This window comes from Streptomyces sp. NPDC003248 (genome assembly GCF_055563235.1).
Map to the genome: position 1 here is coordinate 261,439 of NZ_JBVHDT010000008.1, position 26,696 is coordinate 288,134.

General features: G+C 72.0%; 15 protein-coding genes. 10 read left to right on the top strand and 5 right to left on the bottom strand.

The window, feature by feature from the left end:
* Positions 1 to 294: 294 nt before the first annotated feature.
* Positions 295 to 2,292 carry a rhamnogalacturonan lyase family protein gene (locus ACZ3KJ_RS21080; RefSeq protein ID WP_467528952.1) on the top strand — a complete coding sequence of 666 codons (1,998 nt, stop codon included), beginning with the start codon at positions 295 to 297 and terminating at the stop codon, positions 2,290 to 2,292.
* A 150-nt stretch (positions 2,293 to 2,442) separates the two neighbouring features.
* On the top strand, positions 2,443 to 4,392 hold the full coding sequence (locus tag ACZ3KJ_RS21085; RefSeq protein ID WP_467528954.1) for an Lcl C-terminal domain-containing protein: 1,950 nt from the start codon (positions 2,443 to 2,445) through the stop codon (positions 4,390 to 4,392).
* 70 nt (positions 4,393 to 4,462) lie between these two features.
* Here ACZ3KJ_RS21085 and ACZ3KJ_RS21090 read toward each other — a convergent pair whose 3' ends face one another.
* Entirely contained in the window at positions 4,463 to 6,355 is a 1,893-nt protein-coding gene (locus tag ACZ3KJ_RS21090; RefSeq protein ID WP_389517862.1) for a rhamnogalacturonan lyase family protein, read from the bottom strand.
* Between the two features lie 443 nt (positions 6,356 to 6,798).
* A complete protein-coding gene (locus ACZ3KJ_RS21095) occupies positions 6,799 to 9,531 on the bottom strand; it encodes an exo-rhamnogalacturonan lyase family protein (protein ID WP_467528956.1) in 2,733 nt (910 codons plus the stop codon).
* A 647-nt stretch (positions 9,532 to 10,178) separates the two neighbouring features.
* On the opposite strand from ACZ3KJ_RS21095, the gene ACZ3KJ_RS21100 reads away from it, so the two are divergent.
* From ACZ3KJ_RS21100 to ACZ3KJ_RS21130, 7 genes are all read left to right on the top strand, one after another.
* Positions 10,179 to 10,805 carry a GDSL-type esterase/lipase family protein gene (locus tag ACZ3KJ_RS21100; protein ID WP_389517860.1) on the top strand — a complete coding sequence of 209 codons (627 nt, stop codon included), beginning with the start codon at positions 10,179 to 10,181 and terminating at the stop codon, positions 10,803 to 10,805.
* Positions 10,806 to 10,887: 82 nt separating this feature from the next.
* Positions 10,888 to 11,880 (top strand): hydroxyacid dehydrogenase, encoded by a 993-nt coding sequence (locus ACZ3KJ_RS21105; RefSeq protein ID WP_467528958.1) that lies wholly within the window; start codon positions 10,888 to 10,890, stop codon positions 11,878 to 11,880.
* A 247-nt stretch (positions 11,881 to 12,127) separates the two neighbouring features.
* The gene (locus ACZ3KJ_RS21110; protein ID WP_467528960.1) at positions 12,128 to 12,982 is read left to right on the top strand and encodes an ABC transporter permease; all 855 of its coding nucleotides are present in this window, start codon (positions 12,128 to 12,130) and stop codon (positions 12,980 to 12,982) included.
* Entirely contained in the window at positions 12,979 to 13,866 is an 888-nt protein-coding gene (locus ACZ3KJ_RS21115) for a carbohydrate ABC transporter permease (RefSeq protein WP_467528962.1), read from the top strand. The genes ACZ3KJ_RS21110 and ACZ3KJ_RS21115 overlap by 4 nt, the downstream gene beginning before the upstream one ends.
* A gap of 88 nt (positions 13,867 to 13,954) precedes the next feature.
* Positions 13,955 to 15,604, top strand: a complete 1,650-nt coding sequence (locus ACZ3KJ_RS21120; protein WP_389517852.1) for an extracellular solute-binding protein — start codon at positions 13,955 to 13,957, stop codon at positions 15,602 to 15,604.
* Complete coding sequence (locus ACZ3KJ_RS21125) at positions 15,601 to 16,785, top strand: LacI family DNA-binding transcriptional regulator (protein WP_389517850.1); 1,185 nt, start codon at positions 15,601 to 15,603, stop codon at positions 16,783 to 16,785. The genes ACZ3KJ_RS21120 and ACZ3KJ_RS21125 overlap by 4 nt, the downstream gene beginning before the upstream one ends.
* Positions 16,782 to 18,761 (top strand): DUF2264 domain-containing protein, encoded by a 1,980-nt coding sequence (locus tag ACZ3KJ_RS21130; protein WP_467528964.1) that lies wholly within the window; start codon positions 16,782 to 16,784, stop codon positions 18,759 to 18,761. Before ACZ3KJ_RS21125 ends, ACZ3KJ_RS21130 begins: the two co-directional genes overlap by 4 nt.
* A 284-nt stretch (positions 18,762 to 19,045) precedes the next feature.
* Here the strand turns inward: ACZ3KJ_RS21130 and ACZ3KJ_RS21135 are convergent, their stop codons facing one another.
* The gene (locus tag ACZ3KJ_RS21135) at positions 19,046 to 19,675 is read right to left on the bottom strand and encodes a TetR/AcrR family transcriptional regulator (protein ID WP_467528966.1); all 630 of its coding nucleotides are present in this window, start codon (positions 19,673 to 19,675) and stop codon (positions 19,046 to 19,048) included.
* 92 nt (positions 19,676 to 19,767) lie between these two features.
* On the bottom strand, positions 19,768 to 23,706 hold the full coding sequence (locus ACZ3KJ_RS21140; protein WP_467528968.1) for a type I polyketide synthase: 3,939 nt from the start codon (positions 23,704 to 23,706) through the stop codon (positions 19,768 to 19,770).
* A gap of 210 nt (positions 23,707 to 23,916) precedes the next feature.
* On the opposite strand from ACZ3KJ_RS21140, the gene ACZ3KJ_RS21145 reads away from it, so the two are divergent.
* Complete coding sequence (locus tag ACZ3KJ_RS21145; protein WP_467528970.1) at positions 23,917 to 25,020, top strand: hypothetical protein; 1,104 nt, start codon at positions 23,917 to 23,919, stop codon at positions 25,018 to 25,020.
* 42 nt (positions 25,021 to 25,062) lie between these two features.
* Here the strand turns inward: ACZ3KJ_RS21145 and ACZ3KJ_RS21150 are convergent, their stop codons facing one another.
* Positions 25,063 to 26,661, bottom strand: coding sequence for an FAD-dependent monooxygenase (locus ACZ3KJ_RS21150; protein ID WP_467528972.1), 1,599 nt, complete (start codon positions 26,659 to 26,661; stop codon positions 25,063 to 25,065).
* Between the last annotated feature and the right edge of the window lie 35 nt (positions 26,662 to 26,696).

Consider the following 26,696-nt stretch of genomic DNA (forward strand, 5'->3'; position numbering starts at 1 on the left):
GTGCGACAGTGTGCCACCGCCGGCCGGCGCGCGAGAGCCGTGTCCAGATCTCACATCGGCTCGGGGAGTGCCAGATCTTTCGGGTCACACCGGCGAAGCCGTCGTCGCGGACCTGCCGGAACGGTCCACCGTGAGTGATGCACGTCACATTGGAAGAAGTTCTGAGATTTCTGCGATGGCCGGCGCCGGCGTCAGGTCTCCCATGCGTAAGGCATCGATCCGAGCGTTCCGCGGAGGACGGCACGACGCGCTCCGCCGCGTCGTTCCCGCGTGACACAAACAGGAGAACTCCCCGTGCACCCCAAGCACCGTCGTCGTAGGGCACTCTGGTGGTCCGTCGGTATGGGCTCGGCCGCCGTGGTCGCGTCCGTCGCCCTGCTCACCGATCTGTCCCCCCTGGGCAACGCGTCCACCGACCAGTCCTCGGCAACAGCGCGCCCGATGGAGAAGCTCGGCCGCGGCGTCGTCGCCGTGCGCAGCAGCGACACCGACGTCCTCGTCTCCTGGCGTCTGCTGGGCCTCGACCCCGAGGGGATCGGTTTCAACGTCTACCGGTCCACCGGCGACGACGGCACCTACACCAAGCTCAACCCGGACGTCCTGACCGGCGGCACCAACTTCACCGACACCACCGCCGACCTCACGGCGGACAACCGGTACCAGGTCCGGCCGGTCGTCGACGGGGACGAGCAGACCGCGAGCAGTCCCTTCACCCTCACCGCCGACCACGCGCAGGAACCCGTCGTCCGCGTCCCCCTGCGCGACGGCGCGGAGATCAAGTTCACCTGGGTCGGCGACCTCGACGGGGACGGCGAGTACGACTACGTCATCGACCGGCAGTCCACCCCGCGCGCCATCGAGGCGTACCGCAGCGACGGCACCTTCCTGTGGTCCATGGACATGGGCGACAACAGTCTCAACCTCAACAACATCGAGGGCGGTTCGTCCGGTCTGGACACCGGCAACTGGGACGGCGTCACCGTCTCCGACTTCGACGGGGACGGGAAGGCGGAGGTCGCCGCCCGCATCGCCGACGGTGTCACCTTCGGCGACGGCTCGGTGTTCTCCGAGGGCGAGGACGACGACCACCAGTTCATCGCGATGCTCGACGGTCTGACCGGAGCCCCCCGCGCCACGGCCGCCGTGCCCGACGACTACATCGCCGACGGGCCGATGTACGCGCGGTTCGCCGTGGGGTACCTCGACGGGCACACCCCCTCCCTGGTCGCCTTCATGAAGAACCGCGTCGGCCGGGGCAAGTTCAACCTCATGATCACCGCCTGGACCTTCGACGGTTCCGCAGTGGAGCGCTCGTGGAAGTGGAAGCGCGGCGAGGGCAACGACGGCACGATGTCGGACGGCCACAACACCCGGGTCATCGACGTCGACGGCGACGGCAAGGACGAGGTCGTCGAGATCGGGTTCGTCCTCAACGGCGACGGAACCGTCCGGTACAACCTGGCCGACCAGGGCATCGTCCACGGTGACCGGTTCTACATCGGCAAGCTGGACCCCGACCGGCCCGGCCTCCAGGGCTACGGTGTCCAGCAGGACAACGAGAGCGGCCTGCGCGAGTACTACTACGACGCCACCGACGGCACCATGATCTGGAAACACACCGGCGAGGGCGTCGCCGACATCGGCCGCGGCCTGGTCGGCGACATCGACCCGAGCGCCCCTGGCATGGAGGTGTGGTCGTTCTCCGGTGTGTACAACGCCGCCTCCGACGACCTGCTCGTCAAGGACACGACGAAGGCGCCGTGGCCGTCCCTGGGCCTGTGGTGGGACGGCGACACCAGCATGGAGCTGCTCAACGGCGGCCGGATCGAGAAGTGGAACGCCGACTCGCCGAGCGCCAGCGACGGCCTGCCCCGGCTCGTGACGACCTGGAAGTACGGCGCGAAGGGCTTCGGCAGCGCCAAGAACCCCTCGCTCGTCGCCGACCTCTTCGGTGACTGGCGCGAGGAGGCGGTGTACAGCAACGCCGACAACAACGAGCTGATCATCTTCACCACGGACCAGGCCACGGACACGCGCCTGTACACGCTGGCGCAGAACCCGGCCTACCGCAATGACATGACGGTCAAGGGCTACCTGCAGTCGCACGAGGTCGACTACTACCTCGGCAGCGGCATGGAGCAGCCGGAGCGCCCGGACATCAGCTACGTCGGCGACACGGACGAGGAGACCGCCTCGCCCTCGGCGAGCGCCGGCCCCTCGCGCGGCAACGGCAACGGGGGCCACGGTCGCGGCCGGCACGACGACGAGCACGGTCGGCGCGAGGACTCCTGACCGCACCGCCGGGCCCGCGCACTCCCGCCGGGCGGACACCGCGCACCCCAGGGTCGCGGCGTCCGCCCGGCGGGGCGGCGCTCCGGGGCGACGGCCGGGAACCGGCGACGACACGAACCGAGCAGGACACCAGGACGAGGGGGCACACGGATGAGCAACGCGGGCATGGGCGAGGAAGGACTCGTCGCCGCCGTACAACGAGGGGAGCGTGGGGCGCGGGCCGCGTTGGCCGAGCACCTGCTGCCGCTGGTCTACAACGTCGTGGGGCGGGCCTCGCGCCGACGGCCGGACCTGGACCATGTCGTACGGGAGGCCGTGCTGGAAGTGATCGGTGACCGGTCCGGGCCCGGCCCGGAAAGCGGTCTGCGGGCCTGGGCCGCGGGCGTCTCCCTGCGAGCGGCCGTCCAGCCCCCGGCCCGAACCGTCGGCCCGGAGGAATGCCTCATGGAGTTCGAGGACCCTGCCACCCTGCGCCCGCGCGTGTCCGCGCCGTTCCGCCGGCTCGTGCAGGCGGGGCGCTGGCTGGACGAGGAGCACGGGATCGTCTGGTCCCTGTGGTGGCTGGAGGCGGCGGGCGAGCTGACGCGCGGCGACCTGGTGAGCGCCCTCGGCTCGACGCCGGACGCCGTGGAGTACCGCGTCCAGGACATGCTCGGGCAACTGGAGCGGGCCCGCGAGGTCGTGGGCGCCCTCGCGGCCTCCCGGTGCGGGGACCTCGCCTGGTGCACCGCGGGCTGGGACGGACGGCTCGACGCCCACTGGCGCGAGCGCGTCGCCGCCCATGTCCGGGAGTGCGCCGACTGCTCGGCGTCGCTCCCCCCGGAGCAGATCCCGCCGGAGCTGCTGGTGGTGGAGAACGCCCTGGTGCCGGTACCGGCGTCGCTGGCCGACTCCGTGGCCGCGGCGTGCCGGGACGAGGACCCGGGCCCGCCCGCCGCCCGGCACCGGGCGGCCCGGCACGCGCCCCCCTCCCGGCGCCGGCCCGTGCTCGGGCTCGCCGCCGCGGTCGTGGCCGCCGCCCTCGGCGTCACCTACGCCAGTCTGCCGGCCGATCGCGCCGAACCGGCGCAGAAGGCGGCCGGCGCCACGGTCCCGTCGGCCACCGCGTCGGCGACCGTCAGCGCCTCCCCCTCGGCCAGTGCATCCGCCTCCCCGTCCGCCTCGCCCTCGCCGAAGAAGTCGAAGAAGTCCGGGGCCGACGGGGAGCCGGGCGAGAAGAAGACGGCGACGACCGCTCCCGCCGCCACCGAGGCGGCCGGGACCGGCGCTTCGGCCGGGTGCGGCAGCCGACTGGCCTCGCGGTGGGCCGACTGGCCGATGCCCGACGCCGCGTCGGGCAGCGGCCCGCACCGGGCGAGCTACACCGTCCTCGGCGACGAGGCCGTACGCGACGACGTCACCTGCCTGACGTGGCAGCGCTCCGTCGCACCCCGGGCGTACACCTTCGAGGACGCCCGGTCCTACTGCGAGAACCTGGGCCTGGACGGCGGCGGCTGGCACCTGCCCACCCGGATCGAGCTGATGTCCCTGGTGGACACCACCCGCTCCGGCCCCGCCATCGACACCTCCGCGTTCCCCGGCACACCGGCCCAGTACTTCTGGACCTCCACTCCCTGGGCGGTGGAGAAGACGCCGCTGCGCGCCTGGATCATCAACTTCTACGAGGGTCTGACGAGCAACGCGGCCGACCAGTCGGGGGCCTACCAGGTGCGGTGCGTCCGCGGCGGCGCCGGGACCGCGCGCCCCTCCTACAGCGTCTCCGGCGGGCAGGTGACCGATCCCGCCACGGGGCTGACCTGGCAGCGGACCGCCGGGGGCTCGATGTCCGTGACGCAGGCCGACGCGTACTGCTCCGCCCTCACCCTGGGCGGCCACGCGTGGCGGCTGCCCACGGTCAAGGAACTCGCCACCCTCGTCGACGACGGCCGGGTCACCCCGGCCATCGACCGGGCCGCCTTCCCGGACACCCCCGGTACGGGCGTGTACTGGTCGGCGAGCGTCTACGCGGCCGACCGGTCCCAGCGGTGGTGGCTCAGCTACAACGACGGCATCACCAGCCACCGTTCGCTCGACGGCGCGCTCGTGCGCTGCGTGCGCTGAACCGCTGACGACCGAGGGGTGCGGACACCCGGCGACTGAGCCCACCGCCCGCTGTCCGCACCCCGGTTCGTCATCCGCCGACGTAGGTGATGTTCGGCTGCGGCGGGTCGGACATGCCGGCGCCGAGGTAGTAGTCGACGTGGTGGGACTGCATGTAGCCCTTGAAGGTCATCGCGTTGCGGTAGGCGGGGTTCTGGGCGAGCGTGTAGAGCCGGGTGTCGGACGGCTGGTCCGTGGTGAAGAGGATCAGCTCGTTGTAGTCCGCGTTCGTGTAGACCGCCTCCTCGCGCCAGTCGCCGATGATGTCGCCGACGAAGGTGGGCTGGACTCCCTGGCTGGCGTTGACCGCGCCGTACTTCCAGGTGCTGACCAGTCGGGGCAGGCTGGAGCTGGACGACGGGTTCTCCGGGTCCCATTTCTCGATCTTGCCGGCGTTGAGGAGTTCCCGGGTCACGTCGCCGTCCCACCACAGGCCGAGCTGGGGCCAGGGGGCGAGGGTCGTGTCCGATTCGGTGAGCTGGTCGGTCCGGGCGTTGTAGACACCGGAGAAGGACCACACCTCCATGCCCGAGTAGCGGGGGTCGATGTCGGCGGCCATGCCGCGGCCCACGTCGACGACGTCGTCGCCGCTGTGCTTCCAGATGACGGTGCCGTCGGTGGCGTCGTAGTAGTACTCGCGCAGGCCGCTGGCGTTGTCCTGCTGGACGCCGTAACCCTGGAGTCCGCTGCGTGACGGGTCCATCTTGGCGATGTCGAAGCGGTCGCCGTGGACGATGCCCTGGCCGGCCAGGTTGTAGCGGAGGCTGCCGTCGCCGTCGAGGACGAAGCCGATCTCGGCGATCTCGTCGGTTCCGTTGCCGTCGACGTCGATGGCGCGGGTGTTGTGCCCGTCCGGCATGGTGCCGTCGTTGCCCTCGCCGCGCTTCCACTTCCACTGCCGGGTGACGGTGGAACCGTCGAACTCGTAGGCGGTGATCATGCAGTTGAAGTCGCCGCTGTCCTGCCGGTTCTTCATGAACGCCACCAGGCTGGGCGTGACGCCGTCGAGGTAGGCGACGCCGAAGCGGGCGCCCATCGGCCCGTCGGACAGGTAGTCGTCGGGCACCGGGGTGGTGGCGCGGGCGGCGCCGGTCAGGCCGTCGAGGATGGCGATGAACTGGTGCTCGTCGTCGCTGTAGGTGAACTGGGTGCCGTCGCCGAAGGTGACGCCGTCGGCGATGCGCAGGGCGACCTCGGCTCTGCCGTCGCTGTCGAAGTCGTACACGGTCACGCCGTCCCAGTTGCCGACGTCGATGGCCGACGAGCCGGGCTCGATGTTGTTCTGGTTCTCGCTGTTGGCCCCGAGGTCGGCGCTCCACAGGAACTTGCCGTCGCCGCGGTACGCCTCGATCGACTGCGGTGAGGTCTGGCGGTCGATGACGAAGTCGTAGATGCCGTCGCCGGTGAGGTCGCCGACCCAGACGAACTTCACGGCGCCCCCGTCGCGCAGGGGCACCCGCACCGCGGGTTCCTGAGCGTGGTCGGCGGTGAGGATGAACGACCCGCTCGCCGCGCGCTCCGCGCCGTCGATCACCGGGCGGACCCGGTATCTGTTGGCCTTGGTCAGGTCGGCCGTGCCGTCCACGAAGTTGGTGCGGTCGGTGAGGACCGCGTCGTTGATCTTGAGGTACTCGCCCCCGTCGGTGGAGCGGTAGACGTTGAAGCCGATGTCCTCGGGGTCCAGCCCCAGCAGACGCCAGCTGACCAGCACCTCCGTGCTGCTGGAGCGTACGGCCACCACGCCCCGGCCCAGGTTCTCCATGGGCCGGGGTGCGGCGGCGGCCTGCGCGGCCACCGGGGCAGTCGCGGGTGCGGGTGAGGGTGCGGGTGAGGTGTCCAGCTGCGTCAGACAGAGGACCATCGCCGCCGCGGCGGACGCGGCGACGGTCAGACGGCGGGCACGCCGTCGTCGTGTGTGGTGCATGTGGGGTTCTCCTTGTTGCCATGTGCCGAGGAGAGAAGGGCGGCGCATGCCCGCCGGCCGAAGGGTGCTTCCCGAGCGCGAGGGCCCGCACGAACGGTGATGTCGGCGGGCGCGGTGTGGGGTGCGCGGAGGGGAGCAGACAGCCCTGCGGTCACCGACCGGTGCGGAGAGGTCGGGCATGACGAGTACCGGGTTCGGCTGCGCAACGGATGTGTCAGCCAAGTGACCACAGAGTTAAATCGCTTACATGGCGACTGAACCACCGGGTCAGGTACGCGTCAATAGTTCGGGATGCAACTGGTGAGAACTCACAGGAAGCGAATCGGCAGATGCAAACGTTTACACGCAGAAGGCGTCCAGCGCGGCAGCGAAGGGATCTCGCTGCCGCGCCGGACGCCTGATGTGCCGTCACTCATCCGGTGAGCGACGGAGTGTGTCTCAGGTCAGATCGCCTCCCCCACCAGAGCCAGGCACTGGAAGGCGGCCAGGCCGAACTGGGCGCTCGCGTTGGCGGACAGCGGCGCCTCGTCGATGTCGTTGAGCACCGCGGGCCCCTCGATGCGCTCGGTGGTGAAGCGGTGCGCGTCCGGGTAGCCGGCGTGCCCCGTGCGCAGCTCCGTCCAGGCCCGTGCGGCGAGCGTGTCGTCGTCCGTCTGGTTCGCCGCGTAGGCGGTCGCGCGGGAGTACGCCTGCTTGAGGTTGAGGGAGCCCCAGTAGGAGCCGGTGGTTGCCGTCTGCTCGGCTCTGGTGCCGTTGTAGAGCCGGCAGAACTCGATCCACTTGGCCTTCACCTCGGGCAGGTCCACCAGGTCGAGCAGCTCGGTCATCAGCTCGATCAGGCCGAAGACCGAGCTGAGGGCCCCGACCGCGACACTGCGTTCGGTGGGCCCGGTGAACACGCCGTTGGTCGAGTCGTACGTGATGTCGCCGCCCTGTACCCATCCGTTGGGCAGCGCGGCGATCGACTTCGCGCCGTTGAGCAGCTTGGTCCTGGCGATCGCGTCGCCGTTGCGCTCCCACTCGGTGAGCCAGGCCAGCCCCAGGGCGCCCCAGTCGGTGGTCGTTCCGAGGTCCAGCGCCTTCGGGTCGTTGCTCCAGGCGTCGCTGCGGACCTTGCGCCAGGGGTCGAAGCGGGCGTAGCTGCTGTCGGAGTCGACCAGGTCGTGCAGCAGGTCGCCGACGCGTTCGTCGGCGGTGAGGAAGTAGTAGAAGCGGCGGTAGCCGGCGTTGCTGATACGGACCTGTTTGGCGCTGTCGCCCCAGTGCTGGACGCCGTGCCGGGTCCCGCAGCCCTTGAACTTGCCCAGATGGTAGACGTCGACCTCGCCGGTGTGCCGCGTCATCGCCTCGGCGAAGCGGAAGGCGGAGGCATCCCCGGTGCGCAGGTAGTGGTACCAGAGCCACAGGTCGGAGGAGAGTTCGGAGTTGTCCCAGGCGTAGCCGCCGATGTCGTAGGCCCAGGTGTGCCGGGTGCCGTCGTAGCTGTGCATGATGTCGCCGTAGTCCCAGAAGCCGTACCAGGAACGCTGGTCCACCTGTTCCCGGTGGTACTTGTGCATGAGGGCGAGCTTGTCCTCCAGCTCCTCCTTCTCCGCGTTGGAACGGTCGACCGGGGTCCAGGACCCGAACACGCCCGCCGCGTGGTTGTGTTCGGGACTGCTGGCGAGCAGCGGCGGGGTGGCGTTGGCCGCGGCGAGTTCGGTGAAGCGCTCGGCGGTCGGGGTGGCGTCCAGGGCCCAGAAGGTCAGCTCGGTGGTGCGGGCGATGCCGTAGGGCGTGCCCCACTCCGGCTCGTAGTCCTCGTAGGTGATCTCCAGGCCCTCGGTCTGCTCGGCGTAGGTGTCCTGGCCCATGCCGTCGTGGTAGAAGCGCATGTCCATGGAGCCGGCGCGCGGGGACCACATCCACGCGGTGGCCTCGGCCTCGTCGCCGGCGGCGCCGTTGATCTCCAGCTCGGTGGGGTGCAGCTGCCAGAAGTTGCGCATACCGAAGGCGAGTCCGCCGCTGGGGGTGCCGATGTAGGCCAGGCCCTCGGCGCGCTTGCCCCCGTCCACCCGGATCCACGCGTGGCCGGCCTTGGTCCGCTTGTGGATCTCGAAGCCGTGCGCGTTGAGCTGGCGCAGGCTGTAGTCGCCGAAGGCCGGGATGTACGGCAGCCGAGTGGTGACCCGCTGGTCCCAGGTGGCCGGGTCGGGCGTGGCCTTGCCCTCGTACTGCGCCTGCCGGACGGCCGCGCCCGGGTCGCGCCGCAGACCGCTGATGCCGCGGACCGCTTCTCGGAGCACGCCCTTGCCCTCGCCCGCGATGCGGACGTGCCGGTCGTGGAGTTCCCCGCGCATCGGCACGGAGAAGCGGACACCGAGGCCGTTGATGAAGTCCTTCTTCTCGTTGCCGTCGAAGACGAAGGTGTGCACGACTCTGATGGCGTCGGAACCCGCGTACAGGTAGAAGCGCACGGTGAAGGGCAGCCAGGCCCGGCGCCCCTTGCGGTGCTTGCCCTCCACCTTGATCACCGCGCGGACCGGTCCCTGGTGTTCGACCCGCACCGACTCCACGGTGCCGGTGAAGGACTCGGACTTGACGCCGGCCGGTTCCTCGCTGCTGGGCTTGTCCTGGCGGGAGGCGATCAGGCGGCCGCCGCGGGCGATCACCACACCTCCCCGCGTGATCGACTTCACCAGCTCGTTGCCGGACCGGGCGAAGGCCACCTGGACGACCCCCGTGTCCACCACGACCTGGCCGCCAGTGGTGCGGACGGTGAGCGGCGCGGCCGGTGCCTGCGCCGATCCGGCCGACAGCGTGTAGGTGTCCGCGCGCGGCACGTCGGCGGCGACGGCGTGGGCGGTCCACTTGACGGATCCGTCCGGCCACCACCCGGTGGGCCAGCTCTGTACCGCCACCGGGTCGCCGCCCTCGGTGGTCAGGGCGAACTCCTGGTCCGGCGCGAAGGACCCGCGCGGCCACGGCACGCCCCAGGTGACTCCGGCCGCGAGTTCCGCGGGCGCGTCCTTCTCCAGCCACCGAAGGGTGACGGGGTCGTGGCCCTCGAGGTCGGGAAGAGCCTGCGGTGCCGCAGCGGGAGCGGCATGGGCCGGCGCGGCCTGCGACGCCAGCATTGCGGCGGCGCCGGTCGCCGCCGCTGAGGCCAGGATGGTGCGTCGACTGATCTGAACCACGGTGTTCAGCTCCTTGACGGGAGAGGAGAAAGCGCTTGCCCCGCGGGTGCGGCTCAGCGCTCGGACAAGGGTGAGGTGAAGAACTGACAGAGCGAGCGGGTCGGCTACGCCCGTGGCAAAAGCGGAACGGTGCAGAGCGGAACGATTCTGCGACGGGCCGGGAAGCATCCGCCGCCACACGTCACTCGGAGGATGAGCGGACCGTTCCGGACAGGCCGGTCCGCGCCGGATGCCGACCGACACCCGCACGCGAACCGGGTGCCGCCCACCCTTCGCGTGTGCCAGGTCCCTCAGGGACCCGCCGTGTCACCGGCCGCCCACATGCTTACACCACTGCGGACCGCTGGACCAGAGGTCGTACCGACACTTCTCCAAGCTCACAACCGCCGGACAGCTCATCCACCTTCGGTACACGGCGAACGGTTGCAGGGCACAGTTGTGCGCCTCCTGACCACCGTGCACAATGCAGAACGCCTGCCGGGTAAACCGTTTTCAGTCCATCCCGATCAGCCTTCCCCCACTGCCCCTGGCCGTTCCGCCGACCCGCATCCCTCAACGAGGGCGCGCACCCGAGCCCCTTCCCGAGCACCGGTCACGGCCCACATCACGAGCCATGCTCGCCCCATCACTTTCCCCCAGGGAGATTCATGCCTGTTCACATATCCACCGACGCACTTCTGCTCTTCCAGGGCGACAGCATCACCGCGGCCGGCCGCGACCTCCAGGAGGACCGGAGCCTGGGGAACGGCTACGTCAGCCTGATCGCACGCGAGTTGGCGGCGCGAGGTACGGACGTCCGGATTCTCAACCGGGGCGTCAGCGGGCACCGCGCCGCCGAACTGCGGTCCCGCTGGCACGAGGACGCCGTCGCGCTCAAGCCCGACCTCCTGTCCGTCATGGTGGGCGTCAACGACACCTGGCGGCGCTACGACTCCCAGGTCGTCACCACCACCGCGGACTACGAGGACGACTACCGCGCGATGCTCCGCGCATCGCAGGACGCGGGAGCCCGGATCATCCTCGTCGAGCCGTTCCTCATCCCCGTGCGGGACGAGCAGTGGTCGTGGCGTGAGGACCTCGACGCCCGCATCCACGTCGTTCGACGGCTGGCCTCCGAGTTCGACGCCGCGCTGCTCGCGGCGGACGGACTGCTCAATCAGGCCGCACGCGAAGCGGGAGACCCGTCCTTGATCAGCGAGGACGGCGTGCACCTCACGGCTGCGGGGCACGCGGAACTCGCCGCCGCGTGGATCCGGCTGGTCAGCGTTGACTAGCCGGGCCGCGGCATCCGCCGGAGAGCCGTTCTCCGTGGGGGGCGCCCCGGCGGAACCGGCGCCGACCGCCCCCTCCCGACGCATGGCGACCGCGACCGTGTTCTCCCCGGAGTTGCGCGAGGAGCTGTTCGCCCCCTCGGTGTGGACGGAACTGACCGAGCTCGTGGACGTCGTCGCCGTGTGCCGCGACGGTCAGGACCTGGTCACCGCTCCACGCCGGGACGAGGTCGAGGTGCTCATCACCTCCTGGGGCGCACCGCAGCTCACAGCGGAGCTGCTCGACGCCCTTCCCCGCCTGCACACCGTCGTGCACGCCGCCGGATCGGTCCGCAAGCTGGTGAGCGAATCGCTCTGGCAGCGCGGCATCGTCGTGATCTCCGCGGCCGAGGCGAACAACGAGCCCGTGGCCGAATACGTCTATGCGCAGACGGTCCTGGCGCTCAAGGACACATACCGGCGATCCCGGCACATGACGGACCATCATGAGCTGCCTCCCCTGGAAACGGTTCCCGGCATCTACAACCGGCCGGTCGGTCTGGTGTCCTTCGGTTCGGTCGCCCGCAAAGTGGCCGGGCGACTGCGCCGGCTGGACGCCGAGGTACTGACCTGGGACCCGTACCAGAGCGACGACGCCGTCCGGGCGGCCGGTGCGACCCGGCTGACCGAGCTCACCGAGCTTTTCGCCCGCTCCCTCGTACTGAGCGTGCACACGCCGCTGATCCCCGGTCGCACCGAGAAGATGGTCGGTGCCGATCTGCTGCGCCGCTTGCCGGCCGGGGCGACCCTCATCAACACGGCGCGGGGCGCGATCGTCGACGAGGAGGCACTGACCTCGGTACTTGCCGATCGGCCCGACCTCTTCGCGATCCTCGACGTGACCGCCGAAGAGCCGCCGGCTCCTGAGTCACCGCTCTACACCCTGCCGAACGTCATGCTCACCGGACATGTGGCGGGGACGGTGAGTGGCGAACGGCGCGCCCTGGGCCGGCTTGCCGTCGGCGAGCTCCGGCGGCTCGCGGCGGGCCTCCCCGCCGAGCACGCCGTCACGGCCGAAGGGGCCCTGTTGCGCGCGTAGAACCGCTGCCTCCGGCGGCCGGTCGCTCCCCGTCCACGACCGCATCCGTGTCCAAACTATTGACCCAGCTGTGAAACCGTTTTAACTTCCCACTGCTTCATACGTCAGCCGAGGAGGCTCCGTGGCAGCCCTGCTACGTGAGCGCCCAGGGAAATCGACGGCAAGCCGCCCTTCCCGTCACCCGTCAGGCGCTTCGACCAAGCACAGACGCTCAACCTCCCGCCGCGGCCGGACCCTGTTCTGGCTGATGGTTCCGGGAATCGCGTACTTTCTGGTGTTCCACTACGGGGCGCTGGCCGGCAACCTCATCGCGTTCAAGGAGTACGTACCGTTCGACGGCGTCTGGGGCAGTCCCTGGGTCGGCCTCGACAACTTCCGGCGCATGTTCTCGGACACGGCGTTCTGGGACGCCGTCCTCAACACCCTCTGGATCGCCGTCCTCCAGATCGTCTTCTACTTCCCCGTCCCGCTGGCCCTCGCCCTGCTCCTGCACAGTCTGACCTGGTCCACCGTGCGGCGATTCGTGCAGTCGGTGGCCTACCTGCCGCACTTCATCTCGTGGGTGATCGTCGTCGCCCTGTTCCAGCAAGTGCTGGGCGACACGGGCATGCTGAACGGTTACCTGGGGGACGCCGGGCTGAGCACGGTGGACATCATCGGCAACCCGGACGCCTTCAAGCCGCTGGTGGTCGCCCAGGTGGTCTGGAAGGACGCCGGCTGGGGCACCATCATCTTCCTGGCCGCCCTCTCCCAGGTCGACGAGCAGCAGTACGAGGCCGCGGCCATCGACGGCGCGGGCCCCTGGCGCCGTTTCTGGCACGTCACCCTGCCCGCGATCCGCCCCGTGATCGTGCTGCTGCTCATCATGCGGCTCGGGGACGTCCTCTCCGTCGGGTTCGAGCAGATGCTGCTGCAACGCGACGCGGTCGGACCGCAGGCCGCCGAGATCATCGACACCTTCGTCTACTACCAGGGCGTCGTCGGCGGTGACTACGGATACGCCGCCGCGGCCGGTCTGTTCAAGGGCGTCATCGGCGCCGTCCTCGTCTACGCGGCGAACAAGGTCGCGCACCGCCTCGGCGAACAGGGGGTCTACCGGTGAGCGCCCAGATCAGGCCCGGCTGGATGGAGAAGCCGAAGCCCGTCACCCAGGTCGCCAAGGCCCTCGCCCTCGTCGCGGTCGTCGCGCTGGTGTGCGTGCCGTTCCTCGTCATCGTGTCGACGTCGCTCGCCTCGCAGCAGGAGGTGGTCGACAACGGAGGCTGGGTGCTGTGGCCGACCGAGCCGACGCTGAAGGCGTACCAGGACATCCTCGACGGCGGTATCGTCACCGACGCCCTGGCCGTCAGCGCCGGCGTCACGCTCGTCGGCACGCTGCTCAGCCTCGTGTGCACCGTCACGCTCGCCTACGCGCTGTCCCGCCCCGGCGTGTTCGGCGGCACACCGGTGCTGCTGCTCGTCCTGTTCACGTTCCTCTTCCCGCCCGGCATGATCCCCAGCTTCCTGCTGGTCAAGGAGCTGGGCCTGCTGGACAGTTACTCCTCGCTCGTGCTGCCCGTACTCGTGAACGTCTTCAACCTCGTCGTGCTGCGCGGGTTCTTCCAGGGCATCCCGGAGGAGCTGTACGAGGCCGCCCGGCTCGACGGAGCCGGAGACCTGCGCGTGCTGTGGACGATCGTGCTGCCCCTCTCCAAGGCGGCCCTCGCGGTCGTCGGCCTCTTCTACGCGGTGGCGTACTGGAACTCCTGGTTCTACGCCTCGCTCTACCTGGAGAGCGAGCACTGGCCGCTGCAACAGGTGCTGCGCACCTACGTCGTCTCCGGTCTCGGCCTGACCGACACCACCACCGGCGAGGGCACGGTGAACGCACCGCAGACCATCCAGATGGCAGTCCTGGTGCTGGCCACCGTACCGATCCTGCTCGTCTATCCCTTCCTGCAGAAGTACTTCACCAAGGGTGTGCTCACCGGCGCCATCAAGAGCTGAACGCGAGCCGCCTCAGCCCACGCCCGTCGGTGAAACGTTCCACCCCTCCCTCTTCCTCGACGCACCTCACCAGAGAGGTCGAACCACCATGCCCAAGATCTCCCGGCGCACACTCCTGCGCTCCACCGCGGTCACCGCGGCCGCCCTGTCCGTCCCCGGCCTGCTCACCGCCTGCTCCTCCGGCTCGGACGACGGGGACGTCTCCAACGCGGGCAAGGAGCTAGCCCCGTGGCCCGCCTACACACCGGCGACAGGGGTCAAGCCCGACCTGGCCCCCACCGACGAAGGCGTCCAGGCCGGCTACACCTCCTACCCCGCTGACCTCACCACGTCGGTGTCCCGCACGCCCGGTGACGGCTCCACGGTCAAGGTCATGTCGGTCACCTTCGGCACTCCGCCCAAGGGCAGCAGCGAGAACCAGTTCTGGCGGGCCGTGGAGAAGGCGCTCGGCGTCAAGATCGAGTACACGGTCATCCCGCAGGGCGACTACCAGAAGAAGATGGCCACGGTGATGGCCGGCGACCCCGACTCGCTGCCCGACATCATCAACGTCTTCTCCGGCTTCGCCCTGCCCCGCGAGACGCAGTTCGTGCAGCGCCGGGCCGAGGACCTGTCCCCGTTCCTGTCGGGCGACGCGGTCGCCGACTACCCCAACCTGGCGAACATCCCCACGCACGCGTGGAGCGACATGGGCCGCATCGGCGGCCGTATCTACGGCATCCCGCTGGAGCGCCCGCTGCCCGGCTCCACCCTGTGGCTCAACCAGCAGATGTTCACCGACGCGGGCATGAAGGACGGCTGGACCAGCGACGACTTCGCCGGTGTCGCCAAGGCGGCCACCGGGGGGAAGAAGTACGCGCTGGGCGCGTCCGCCGGGTCGGGCTTCGGCAACGGCTGGCACGTCGCCGCCCACCGCGCCCCCGTGGAGTGGGCGGTGGACAAGAACGGCACCTTCCACTCGCAGTACCTCGACGAGCGGTACAAGGCGGCCGTCGCCTTCCAGGCACAGCTGCGCAAGCAGGGCTCCTACCACCCCGACGCCACCTCGATGTCCACTCCGGACCTCCAGACCCTGTGGCTCAACGGCACCGTCGGATCCATGCAGAACGGCTTCGGCGCCTACACCACCCTCTACAACGACTCCGAGGGCCTCCTGACACCCACCCCCGCCCTGCCGTACGGGGTGAACGGCGAGTCCGGTGGCATCATCGGCGCCCGCCGCTCCTTCGGATACACGATCCTGAAGAAGGCCAAGAAGGAGCGCATCCAGATGCTCCTGCGCCTCCTGGACTACCTCGCCGCGCCGTTCGGCACCAAGGAGTACGAACTGGTCCACTACGGCGTGGAGGGCACGCACTTCACCCGCGGCAAGGACGGCTCACCGCAGTACACCAAGCTCGGCGAGGTGGAGAACATCACCAACCTGCCCTTCCGCTACCTGGCCGAGGGCCCCCAGGTCCTCTTCGTCCCCGGGCGGCCAGAGGCGGTGCAGGCTCTGCACACCTGGCAGCAGAAGGTGGTCCCGCTCGCCATCCGCAACGCGTCCTACGGACTGCAGTCGGCCACCGACGCGACTCAGGGAGCCACCCTCGACCAGATGATCGGTGACACGATCACCGCCGTCATCGCCGGCCGGGCGCCCCTGTCCGACCTCGACGCCACTCTGAAGAACTGGCGCTCCCGGGGCGGGGACAAGATCGCGGAGGAGTACGCGAAGGAGTACGCCGCCAACGCATGAGCGCCCCAGGTGCACACGGTCAGCCGAGGACTGCGCGGAGGAAGGCACCGGGCACGGGTCGCGTCACGATCCGTACCGTCGCCGAGCGGGCCGGTGTCTCCCCGGCCACCGTCTCCCGCGTGCTGACCGGCAAGTACCCCGTCCCGCCCGCGACACGGGCCAAGGTCATGCGCGCCGCACGGGCCCTGGACTACGTCGCCAACCCGCACGCCCGCGCCCTGGTCGGCGGCGGTCGCGCCATGGTCGCCGTCGTCCTGCGTCAGGTCACCAGCCCCTTCTACGCCCAGGTAGCGGAGGGCATCGAAGCGGAGGCCGCGGAGAACGGCTGGCTGTGCCTGGTCGGCACCACCGGCGGCGACCCCCAGCGAGAACTCGACTTCGTACAGCTCATGAGAGAGGAGGGTGCCCGCGTCGTCGTCCTGGTCGGCGGCGTCGTCGAGGACGACGCCTACCGTGCCCGCATCACTCAATACGCACACGCACTGGACGCCGTGGGCTCGCGTCTGGTGCTGTGCGGCCGGCCGTCGCCCGACCCGAACCTGCCCGCGCTGGTGATCGTCTTCGACAACGAGGCCGGTGCCCGCGCGATCACCAGCCACCTGCTCTCGGCCGGGCACCGCCGCATCGTCTTCCTGGGCGGACTGCCCGGGAACACCGCCCTGGACGCCCGCGTGGCCGGCTACCGCACGGCGCTGGCCCGGCACGGCCTGCCACCCGAGGCGGCACACGTCGTCGACTGCGGACTCGGCAGGGACGCCGGGCAGCGCGCCATGACCGAACTGCTCGAAGGAGGGCACGACTTCACCGCGGTCTTCGCCGGGGACGACATGGTCGCCGCCGGAGCACTGCGGGCGCTGACCGACGCGGGCCTGCGCGTCCCCGAGGACGTCTCCCTCGTCGGCTACAACGACACCCCGCTGGCCGAGGACCTCAGTACACCTCTGACCACCGTCCACACTCCCGCCGCCGAACTGGGCCGGGCCGCCGTACGCCTGGCCCTGCGCGACCCCCACGAGACACCCGGGACCTATCACGTACTCGGCACCCACATCGTGGTACGCGAAAGCGTCGGACCGCCCCGCGCCGCACCAGGCCCGGCCGGCGACCCACCGGAGCCCATCCCTGACAGCACGTCCGTGCCGGTGCCGGCACGGCCCCTCGGAGGACACACACCGGTATGACCCCCCACCCCGCGGCCGACACCCGCCTCCTGCCCGCGACCGACCACGTGCTGTCGCCCCACACCGGCTACACCCGCGCCCACTGGGAGGCCATGGCCGACCGCCTGCTCGACGCCCTGCTCCCGTACGCCTCCCCCGGCCTCGCCCAGTACCGGCTGCCCGGCCGCACCGGCCACTCCGGCGCCTGGTCCGACGGTGTCGAGGGCTACGCCCGCTCCTTCCTGCTGGCCGCCTTCCGCATCGCCGGCGCCGACGGCCGCGACCAGCCCGGCAGCACCACCGTCACGGGCCTGCTCGAACGCTACGCAGCCGGACTGGCCGCCGGCACCGACCCCGACCACCCCGAGCACTGGCCGCCCGTCACCGACCGCGCCCAGCCCATGGTCGAGGCCGCCTCCGTCGCCATCGCCCTGCACGAGACCCGCCCCTGGCTCTGGGACCGCCTCGACGACCGGGTACGCCACCACACCGCCGCCTGGCTGGGCGGTTTCGTCGGCGCCACCGCCAACGACTCGAACTGGCGCCTCTTCCAGGTCATCGCCGAGGAGTTCCTCGCCTCGGTCGGCGCCCCGTACCGGCGTTCCGAGATCGACGCCGGCCTGGCCCGGCTGGACGACTGGTACCGCGGGGACGGCTGGTACACCGACGGCGACGGCCGGAAGTTCGACTACTACAACGCCTTCGCCCTGCACCTCTACCCCGCGCTGTGGGCGCGCATCGCCGGCCCGCGCGCCGACCCCGGCCTGGTGACGACCCACCGCGAGCGGCTGCGCGCCTTCCTGGAGACCCACCAGTACTTCTTCGGCTCCGACGGCGCTCCCGTCCATCAGGGACGCTCCCTCACCTACCGGTACGCCACCGCCGCACCCCTGTGGGCCGGCGCGCTGACGGGCGCCACTCCGCTGCCGCCCGGCCGCACCCGCCGGCTGGCGTCGGGAGCCCTCAAGCACTTCACCGACCACGGCGTCCCCGACGACAAGGGACTGCTGACGCTGGGCTGGTACGGCACCTATCTCCCGGCGACCCAGCCGTACAGCGGGCCGGCCTCCCCCTACTGGGCGAGCAAGGCGTTCCTCGGTCTGCTGCTGCCCGCCGACCACCCCGTCTGGACGGCCGTGGAGGAGCCCGGCCCGGTGGACACCGCCGACCGGGTGCTCGCCCTGCCCGGCCCCGGATGGCTGCTGCACTCCACCGCCGCCGACGGCATCGTCCGCCTGGTCAACCACGGCAGCGACCGCCAGCCACCACCGCCCGCCACTCTCCCCACCAGTCCGCACTACACACGGCTCGCCTACTCCACGGCGACGGCTCCCCAGACACCGCCCGACGACACACCCGTCGTCGCTGACCACCACATCGCCGTCCTGGGGCCCACCGGAGCCTCACTGCGCCGTCGTATCCACCCGCTGCACCTCTCGGGCCGAGCGGCCGGCTCCTGGCACGAAGCCGAGGCCCCGGACGCGTCGGGTCACGCGACGGGGCGCATCTCGACCGTGAGCGTGGTGCACGGACCGTGGGAGGTACGGATGCACCACGTCCGGGCGGCGGCCGGCAGCACGATCCGGGAGAGCGGCTGGTCCGTGGCCGACGGCTCCCCCTGCGCTGCCGAGACCGGTCCCGGCCGGGCACTGGTGCGCCGTGCCGACGGGCTGACGAGCGTGCTGAGGGGACTCCTGGGGTGGAGCGGGGACGCCGTACTGCCCGAAGGGGACGTCGTCCGCGGCAACGGCCTCAACGCCTACGGCGACCACTCGGCCGTGCCGACCCTCGCTCTCGCCCGCCATCCCGGCGGTACCCACCTGATGGTGACTCTCGTCGTCCTCACCGGGGACCCGGCGCTCTCGGGTGACCAGGACGCCCTGTGGCGCGGCTGCGCCGCGCGGCTCGCTCCGGACGGTTCGGTCGAGGTCTCCTTCCCGGACGGCCGTTGCGACAGGGTGCCGTGCCTCCTTCCGCCGACGGGGGCGGAGAGCTGAGCCGATCGCGGTCACGCGATGCGGCGGAACCACGGCAGCCGGGCCGACGGGGCGTCGACCGCGGCCACGGTGGGCCCTTCGCGATCCCACCGTCGTCGTCCCGCCAGCCCCCCCACGCAATGGAGCCGCGAAGCGTCGCAGGACGGTGCGCCGCCTTGGATGACACGGCCCACTGAGTCATTCTCGTCCTGCCCCGGCCGGATCCGGATCCGGCCGGGGCATCGTGCCGTCCCGAGCCTCCTGAAACATCTCGGCCAGGGCGGCCTGAGAACCGTACGCGGTCGTCAGGTGGTGCGGGAGCCGGCCATGCCGCCCAGGAGCAGGCCGAGGATCTGGCGGAGTTCCTCGGCCAGTGAGTCCGTGGCGTCCGACGGCTGTTTGGCCCAGCGGTAGAGGGCGCCGAGGTAGACGTCCCGCAGGACGTTGCCGGCGAGGACCGGTGAGAGGCCCGGGGACAGTTCCCCCTGGCGTACGCCGCTGTCGACGATGCCGGCGAAGACCTCGGCGACGTAGGGGTCCTCCAGGATCGGCCGGCCCGCCCGCACCCACGCGGTCAGCATGGCGGTGGTGAGCTGGGGTTCCTCCTGGTTGATGCGGACCAGGACCGCCATGCACCGGTGCAGCCGCGCGATCGAGCCGGGCATGAACACGCCCTCCTCGTCCAGTCCCGTCACGAGTGCGGTGCGCCTGCGCTCCCCCCACTCGGTGATGATGTCTTCCTTGCGCTGGAAGTAGTTGAAGAAGGTGCCGCGCGCGACGTCCGCCCGTTCCGCGATCTCCTCGATGGAGGTGTGGTCGTACCCCTTCTCGACGATGAGTTCGATCGCGGCCGAGTAGAGGCGCTCCCGGACGCGTCGCTTGTTCCGCTCCCGACGGCTGACCTGCGGCGGCGGCTCTGTCGCGCGCGAGTCCATTCCGTTCACTCCCGTTCCTGCCGAACTCACCGGCCGCGCAGCACGGCGGTCCGCGTCGTACTCCCGACACGTTTTTGTACTTGGGTGCAACTTTACTCCCGCACCGGCACGGGGCAATGCCCGGTGCGATGGTCATCCGCGCCGAGGGCGGCGCGCAGGTCGGCGAGGCTCTCGGTGCCGAGCAGCCGTCCGGCGGTCAGCTCCGTGCCGTGGGTGGTGCGCAGGTGGTGGCGGAGCCGCGCGGCCGTGAGGGAGTCCAGGCCGAGTTCGCGTAAGGAAAGCCGTTGGTCGAGGTCGGCCGCGGGCATGCCCAGCAGCTCGGCCGCGTACGCGACGAGGGTGTCGGCCGCGCCGCCCGCCGGGGCGGCGGGGGCCGTGGCCGGGGCGCCGCGGCGGGCCGGGACGTGCGGGACGGGGCGGACCGGGCGCGGCGGGGGCGCGGTCCGGGCGCGGCCGACCGCCCGTGCCGCGTCCCCGGCCAGGCGCCGCAGGGCGGTGAGGTACGACAGCGGCGTCCGCGCGGACCGCGCCGGGCCAAGCCGCCGCAGCCGGATGCCGGTGAAGCGGGCCAGGACCCGGTGGTCCGTCGAGAGCAGCAGGACGTCGGCCGTGACACGGGCCCCGCCCCTGCCTCTCCGGTCCGGCCGCACCCTGCTCACGCTCCAGAACTCGGCCTCCAGCGGCGCGTGGAACCGCACCGACGTGAAGGAGACGGGGACGTGGGCGGTGTCGTCCGTGCCGGACGCGGCCCGGGGCCGGGCCGCCAGCAGCGTCTGGAGGCCCACCTCCCAGCCCGCCCGGGGCAGGGGGCTCGGCAGCCGGACGCGGGCCACGGCCTCGCCCTCGCGCCGCCACAGGTGCTCCACGCCCCGGAACGGCTCCGGGATGTCGTAGCCGTGGCGCTGCGCGAGCGCGTACACCTCGTGGGCGGCGAGGTGGTTCCAGCAGCGCGCGAGCGCGGCGTCGAGCAGCTCGGCGCCCTCGGGGCCGGGCTCCTCGGCCGCCGTCCGGACGGCTCGCCCGGCGACGCACAGCAGGGGCTCCGGGGCGCCGGGCACGGACGCCCGCACCGTCACGGCACGGTCGTCGCGGGGGCCTTCCAGGGTCACGTGCAGGGTCGTGCCGGCGGCCGCGTCGACGGGCAGCGGGGTGCCGCCCAGCCGGACGTCCCGGAGTTCGAAGGGACCGTCGCCGTCCGCCTCCCGTACCGTCTCGCGCAGTGCCTCCAGGTGGACGACGGGTGGCACGCCCGCGACCCCGTGCACGGCGATGCCGCCGCCCCAGTCGGCGGTGCCGCCCCACGCGGCCAGGTCGAACCGCCGCTCCCGGGGGGCCTGCGGCAGGCGGTCGGCGGATGCGCGCCGGTACGGGACGGTGTCCCAGGGGTAGGTGGGCAGGGACGGCACGTGCCGGGTGGCGGTGCCGTACCAGCGGTGCCAGTCCACCCGGCCGCCGTGGGCGAAGATGCGCCCGGCGGCCCGGACCAGTTCGCCGGGTTCGTCGCAGCCGCGGTGCAGCGAGGCCACCGCCGCGCCGCCGGCCTCGCAGGCGCCCAGGGTCTCCTCCATGGCGGCGAGCAGCACGGGGTGGGGGCCGACCTCGACGAAGACGCTCTCCGCCTCCTCGGCGACCCGCCGCACGGTACCGGCGAACCGCACCGGGCGGCGCACGTTCTCGGCCCAGTAGGCGGGGGTCAGCGCGGCGCCCTCGACCCTCCGGCCGTACACGGTGGAGACCAGGTCCGTGCCGCCGGACGCCGGGGCGAGCCCGTCCAGCGCCCGCAGCAGCTTCTCCCGTACGGAGTCCATGTAGGGCGAGTGGGAGGCCACGTTGACCTTGACCGGGCGGCACAGGACGCCGTCCCGCTCCAGTTCGCCGCGCAGGGCGGTCAGGGCGGCGGGATCGCCCGCGAGGACGGTGCCGCTGGGGGCGTTCTCGACGGCCACGGACACCGTGCCGCCGTACGTCCCGGCGCGGCGGCGGGCCCGGTCGGCGGGGAGTTCGACGGCGAGCATCGCGCCGCGCCCGGCGGTCCGCTGCATCAGCGTGCTGCGGCGGCAGATCACCGCGGCCGCGTCGTCCAGGGAGAGGGCGCCCGCCGTCCGGGCGGCCGCCACCTCCCCCATGCTGTGCCCCATGCACAGCTCCGGCCGTACGCCCCGCTCGCGCCAGGCGGCGGCCAGCGCCACCTGCACGGCCCACAGGACGGGCTGTACGACGTCCACGTCGGTGGGCAGGTCGGCGGGGCCGGACAGCAGCCGGTCCAGGACCGACCAGCCGAGTTCGGCGCGGACGGACCGGTCGCAGGCGTCCAGCGCCGCCTTGAAGGCGGGTGAGGAGCGGTAGAGGGCGCGGCCCATGCCGGCCCACTGCGCGCCCTGGCCGGAGAAGACGAACACCACGCGCCGCCCGCCCGGCGGCACCGCGTCGCCGGTGCCGCCGTCGGCGGTCGCCTCCCCGGCGGCGAGCGTCCGCAACGCGCGGACCAGGGCGTCGTGGTCCGCGCCCACGGCCCACAGCCGGTGGAGGTGGGCGTCGCGTCGCGTGGCCGCGGCGGCGCAGACGTTCCGCAGGGTGAGGCGGCGGCCGGCTCCGCCCGAGTCGAGGTAGTCGGCGTACCGAGTGGCCAGGCGGCGCAGGGAACCGGGGGTGCGGGCGCTCAGCACCAGCAGGTGCGGGCCGGTCTCGGCCGTCTCGGGCCCGGGGTCGGCGGGGGCGGGGTCGGGCAGGTGCGCGCCGACGACCACGTGGGCGTTGGTGCCGGACAGGCCGAAGGAGCTGACGCCGAGCAGGGCGCGGTCACCGGCCGGGTCCAGGGGCCGGGCGCGGGTGACCACGCGGACCGGGAAGCCGTCCCGGGTGAGCAGCGGGTGCGGTTCGCCGAGGTGCAGGGAGGCCGGGACGACGCCGTGCCGGAGGATCAGCACCGCCTTGAGCAGACCGGCGATCCCGGCGGCGGCCTCGGTGTGCCCGATGTTGGTCTTCACCGACCCGGTCAGCAGCGGCCGGTCCTCGGGCCGTCCGGCCCCGGCCGCCTCGGCGAGCGCCTCCAGCTCCACGGCGTCCCCGACGGCGGTGCCGGTGCCGTGCGCCTCCACGTAGTCCAGGTCGTGGGGGGCAACGCCCGCGGCGGCGCACGCCGCGCGCACCATGTCCGCCTGGCCCGCGACCGACGGGCGCAGCGGCACTCCGCCGCCCGCGCCGTCGTTGGTGACCGCGCTGCCGAGCAGCACCGCGTGCACGGGGTCGCCGTCGCGCACCGCGTCGTCCAGCCGCTTGAGCACCACCGCGCCCACGCCCTCGCTGCGCACGAAGCCGTCGGCGCGGGCGTCGCCGAACCGGCAGCGGCCCCCGGGCGAGAGCATGCCGCCCTGCGAGTAGCCGATGGCGTCGTGCGCGGACAGGACGATGTTGACGCCCCCGGCGACGCACAGGTCGCTCTCGCCGGTGAGCAGGCTCTGCCGGGCGGCGTGCACGGCGACCAGCGACGAGGAGCAGGCGGTGTCCAGGACGACGCTCGGTCCGCGCAGGTCGAGCGCGTAGGAGATCCGGCCGGCGGTGACGGCGCGCAGGCGGCTGCCGGTCATGTCGCGCACGTCGGGCTCGTCCGGACGGGGGTCGGTGTCGGCGTACTCGGCGGTCGCCTGCCCCACGAAGACGCCGGTCCTGCTGCCGGCGAGCCGCGACGGGGGGATGCCGGCCGTTTCCAGGGCCTCCCAGACGACGTGCAGCAGGAGCCGCTGCTGCGGGTCCATGGCGCGGGCGGCGGCGGGCGGCACGCCGAAGAACTCCCGGTCGAACCCGAACGCGTCGGTGAGGAACCCGCCGTGCCGGGAGACGGTGCGGCCGGGGGTCATGGGGGCGGCGGCGTGGCAGGCGTCGGCGTCGAACCGGTCGCGCGGAACCGGCGTCACCATGTCGGCGCCGGACGCCAGGACGTCCCACAGCTCGTCGGTGCTCTCGATCCCGGGGAACCGGCATGCCATGCCGACGATGGCGAGGGGTGTCGTGCTGGACAGCTTCGGGCGCATGGAGGACTCCAGGTCGATGGCTGGACAGACGAGGACGGCCGATCGATGCACCGATGTATCGATCTGGTGATCAATCGGCTGAGCAATCTATCGAGGGCGATCCAAAAATACACCGGGGACCAACTTTCCCTCTTGACGCCCCCTCAAGCAGCAAGACGGCCACCCAACCGTGGAGCGGGAAAATCTGTACTTGCGTACATAACTGGCCTCGTGTTTATTCTTGTTCCGCCGTTGCCGCAGCAGATCAGGGGGAAGACGATGGACATCGCCCAGATCGTTCCGCTGATGGGAGACGAGGAGCTGGCCGCCTACCGGCTCCTCGTGGCGACCGGCGGGGCCCGGCTGGAGAGACTGGCGAGCAGTCTGGGCTGGAGCGCGGGCCGCACGGAGCGCGTGCTGTCCCGGCTGAGCCGGAACAGACTGGCGCGGCCCCGGCCGGAGGGCCCCGGCGACTGGACCGCCGTCCACCCCGAGATGGTCAAGCTCCAGTACGCCGAGCCCCTCACCGGCGTCATCGAGGCGTGGCAGGCCCAGCTCGAAGGGTTGCGCGCGCAGCTCGACACGCTGTCCGGCATGTGCTCGCCGGACCCGGCGGGCGGATCGCCCGCCCCCGTGATCACGATCGACGGCGCCGCCGAGCTGCGCGACGCGCTGGCGGTCACCGCGCGGCGCTGCACCGAGGAGATCCTCGCCGTGCAGCCCCTGGGGCGGGAGACGCCCGCCCCGGCCCGGGACCTGGTGTGCGGCACGGGCGAGCCCGTGCCACCCGGAGTCGACGTGCGGGTCCTGCTCCCCCACCTGTCGCGCCACGACGCGGACGTACGGCACCGCGCCGCGCGGATCGTCGCGTCGGGCGGCGAGGTCCGCACCACGGCCGCGTCGCTGCCGCCGCTGATGGTGTTCGACCGTACGACCGCCTTCCTCTTCGAGGCCGGGGCCGAGGACGGGGCGGCCGGTGCCGAGGGCGCGGGCCGGGCGCACCTGGTCCGGCACGGCGCCCTGGTCGGCCTCATCGTGCACATGGTGGTGAGCGCCTGGGCGACCGGCACCGTCTTCGACCGGTCGGGCGGCGGCAACCGCATCCCGGCCGTCCTCACCCAGGAGACGAAGACCGCGATCGTCCAGTTGCTGGCCGCCGGTTACAAGGACGAGGTGGTGGCCAGGCGGCTGGGCATCGGGGTGCGGACCTGCCGGAAGTACATCGCCGAGCTGTTCGACGACCTCGGCGCGCACAGCCGGTTCCAGGCCGGCTGGATGGTCCGCGACCGCATGCTGGGCGCCGTACAGGCCGGCACGGCGCACGGGGACGGCTGACCGGCCCGGGCAGACCCGAGCCTGCCTGGGCCGGTCCCGTTCTCAGCGGGCGAGTACGGCGGTGAGCGCCGCCGTCAGCTCCCCCTCCGGGTCGGCCGCCGACGTCCTGCCGCGCCAGGCGATGACGCCGTCGGGCCGGACCAGCACCGCGCCCGTGGGCCCGACGCCGTACCGGGCGCCCCAGACGCCGTCGCGGTCGGTGAGCCGGTCGCCGATGCGGTGGGCCACCAGGCCGACCCCGAGGCGCTCGGCGGCGCGTTCCGCGGCGGCGGCCCAGTCGGCGGCCTCCGCCCCGGCCAGCAGCACGAACGCGCCGCCGAACAGGTCGAGCGTGGACAGCGTCCGGGAGCCCGCCGTGAGCACGACGTGCGGCGCCCGTCCGCCGGGCCGCCCGGTCGGGTGCCACGGGTCCTCCTGGAGGCTGCCGTCGTCATCGGGCTCGGTGCGGACGGCCGCCGAGTGGTACCGGAAGCCGAGGAACTCCCTGGGCGTGGGGACAGGGGCGTCGGGGTCGGCCGGGTTGTAGCTGGCCGGCACCCGGCCCTCGGAGACCTTCGCCAGCGCTAGTTCGCGCTCCAGGGTGATCCGGATGACCGGTCGGCGCTCGGCCTCGTAGGTGTCCAGGAGACCGGGCCCGGCCTGCCCGTCGAGCACCAGGGCCAGCCGCCAGGACAGGTCGTAGGCGTCCTGGATGGCGAGGTTGCCGCCCTGGCCGCCGTTGGGCGGGCAGGCGTGCGCGGAGTCACCGGCCAGGAAGACGCGGCCCACGCGGAAGCGGTCGGCCATCTTGTGGTTGATGGGGAAGAACCGGGCGTTGACGAAGGTGACGTCGACCGAGGGGTCGCCGATGGCGCGGCGGACCCGCTCCAGGCACCGTTCCTCGGTGAAGTCCGCCGGGCTCTCGCCGCGTTCGGGGAAGTAGTCGACCCACAGGGTGTGGCGCTCGGAGCCGTCCAGGATGAAGCTGGAACCGCTGCCGGGCATGCCGATCACCTCGACCGCGCCCTTCTCGACGTACCGCGTCAGGTCGGCCTCGAACGTGATGATGTACATGTGCCCGATGACCCCGCTGCCCCGTACGGGGACGCCGAGCATCTCCCGTACGGGGCTGGTGTTGCCGTCGGCCGCCACCACGTAGTCCGCCTCGACGGTGTAGCGGCGGCCGGAGCGCATCTCGCGGAGCGTCACGGTGACCTTGTCGCCGTCCTGGGTGAGGGAGACGGCCTCGGTGCCGTGGCGCAGTTCCGCGCCCGCGTCCTCCGCGCAGGCCCGGAGTATCCCCTCCACCTGGGCCTGCGATATCCAGGCCAGCGGCGGCACCGGGGAGAGCGGCAGCGGGTCGGGCCGGCCCTCCGCCGGGTCGAGGAAGCGCCGGTCGGGGTCGGCCAGGCTGACGCCGTGGCTCATGCGGGGCCAGCGCACTTCCCCCAGGGCCCGCTCCAAACGCTGCGTGACCCCGGGGAGGGTGTGCAGGAGTTCCTGGGAGCGGGTGTTGAGGCCCCAGGCCTTGGGCAGCGTGGCGGCGCCCGGGCGCCGCTCGACCAGCAGGGGGCGCACGCCGCGCGCGGCCAGGCTCAGGGCCGTGGTGAGCCCGGTGTACGCCCCGCCGACGACGAGGACGGGAACTCGCTGGACTGACACGCGATCTACCTCCGGTGCGATGGGGTGCGGAGTCG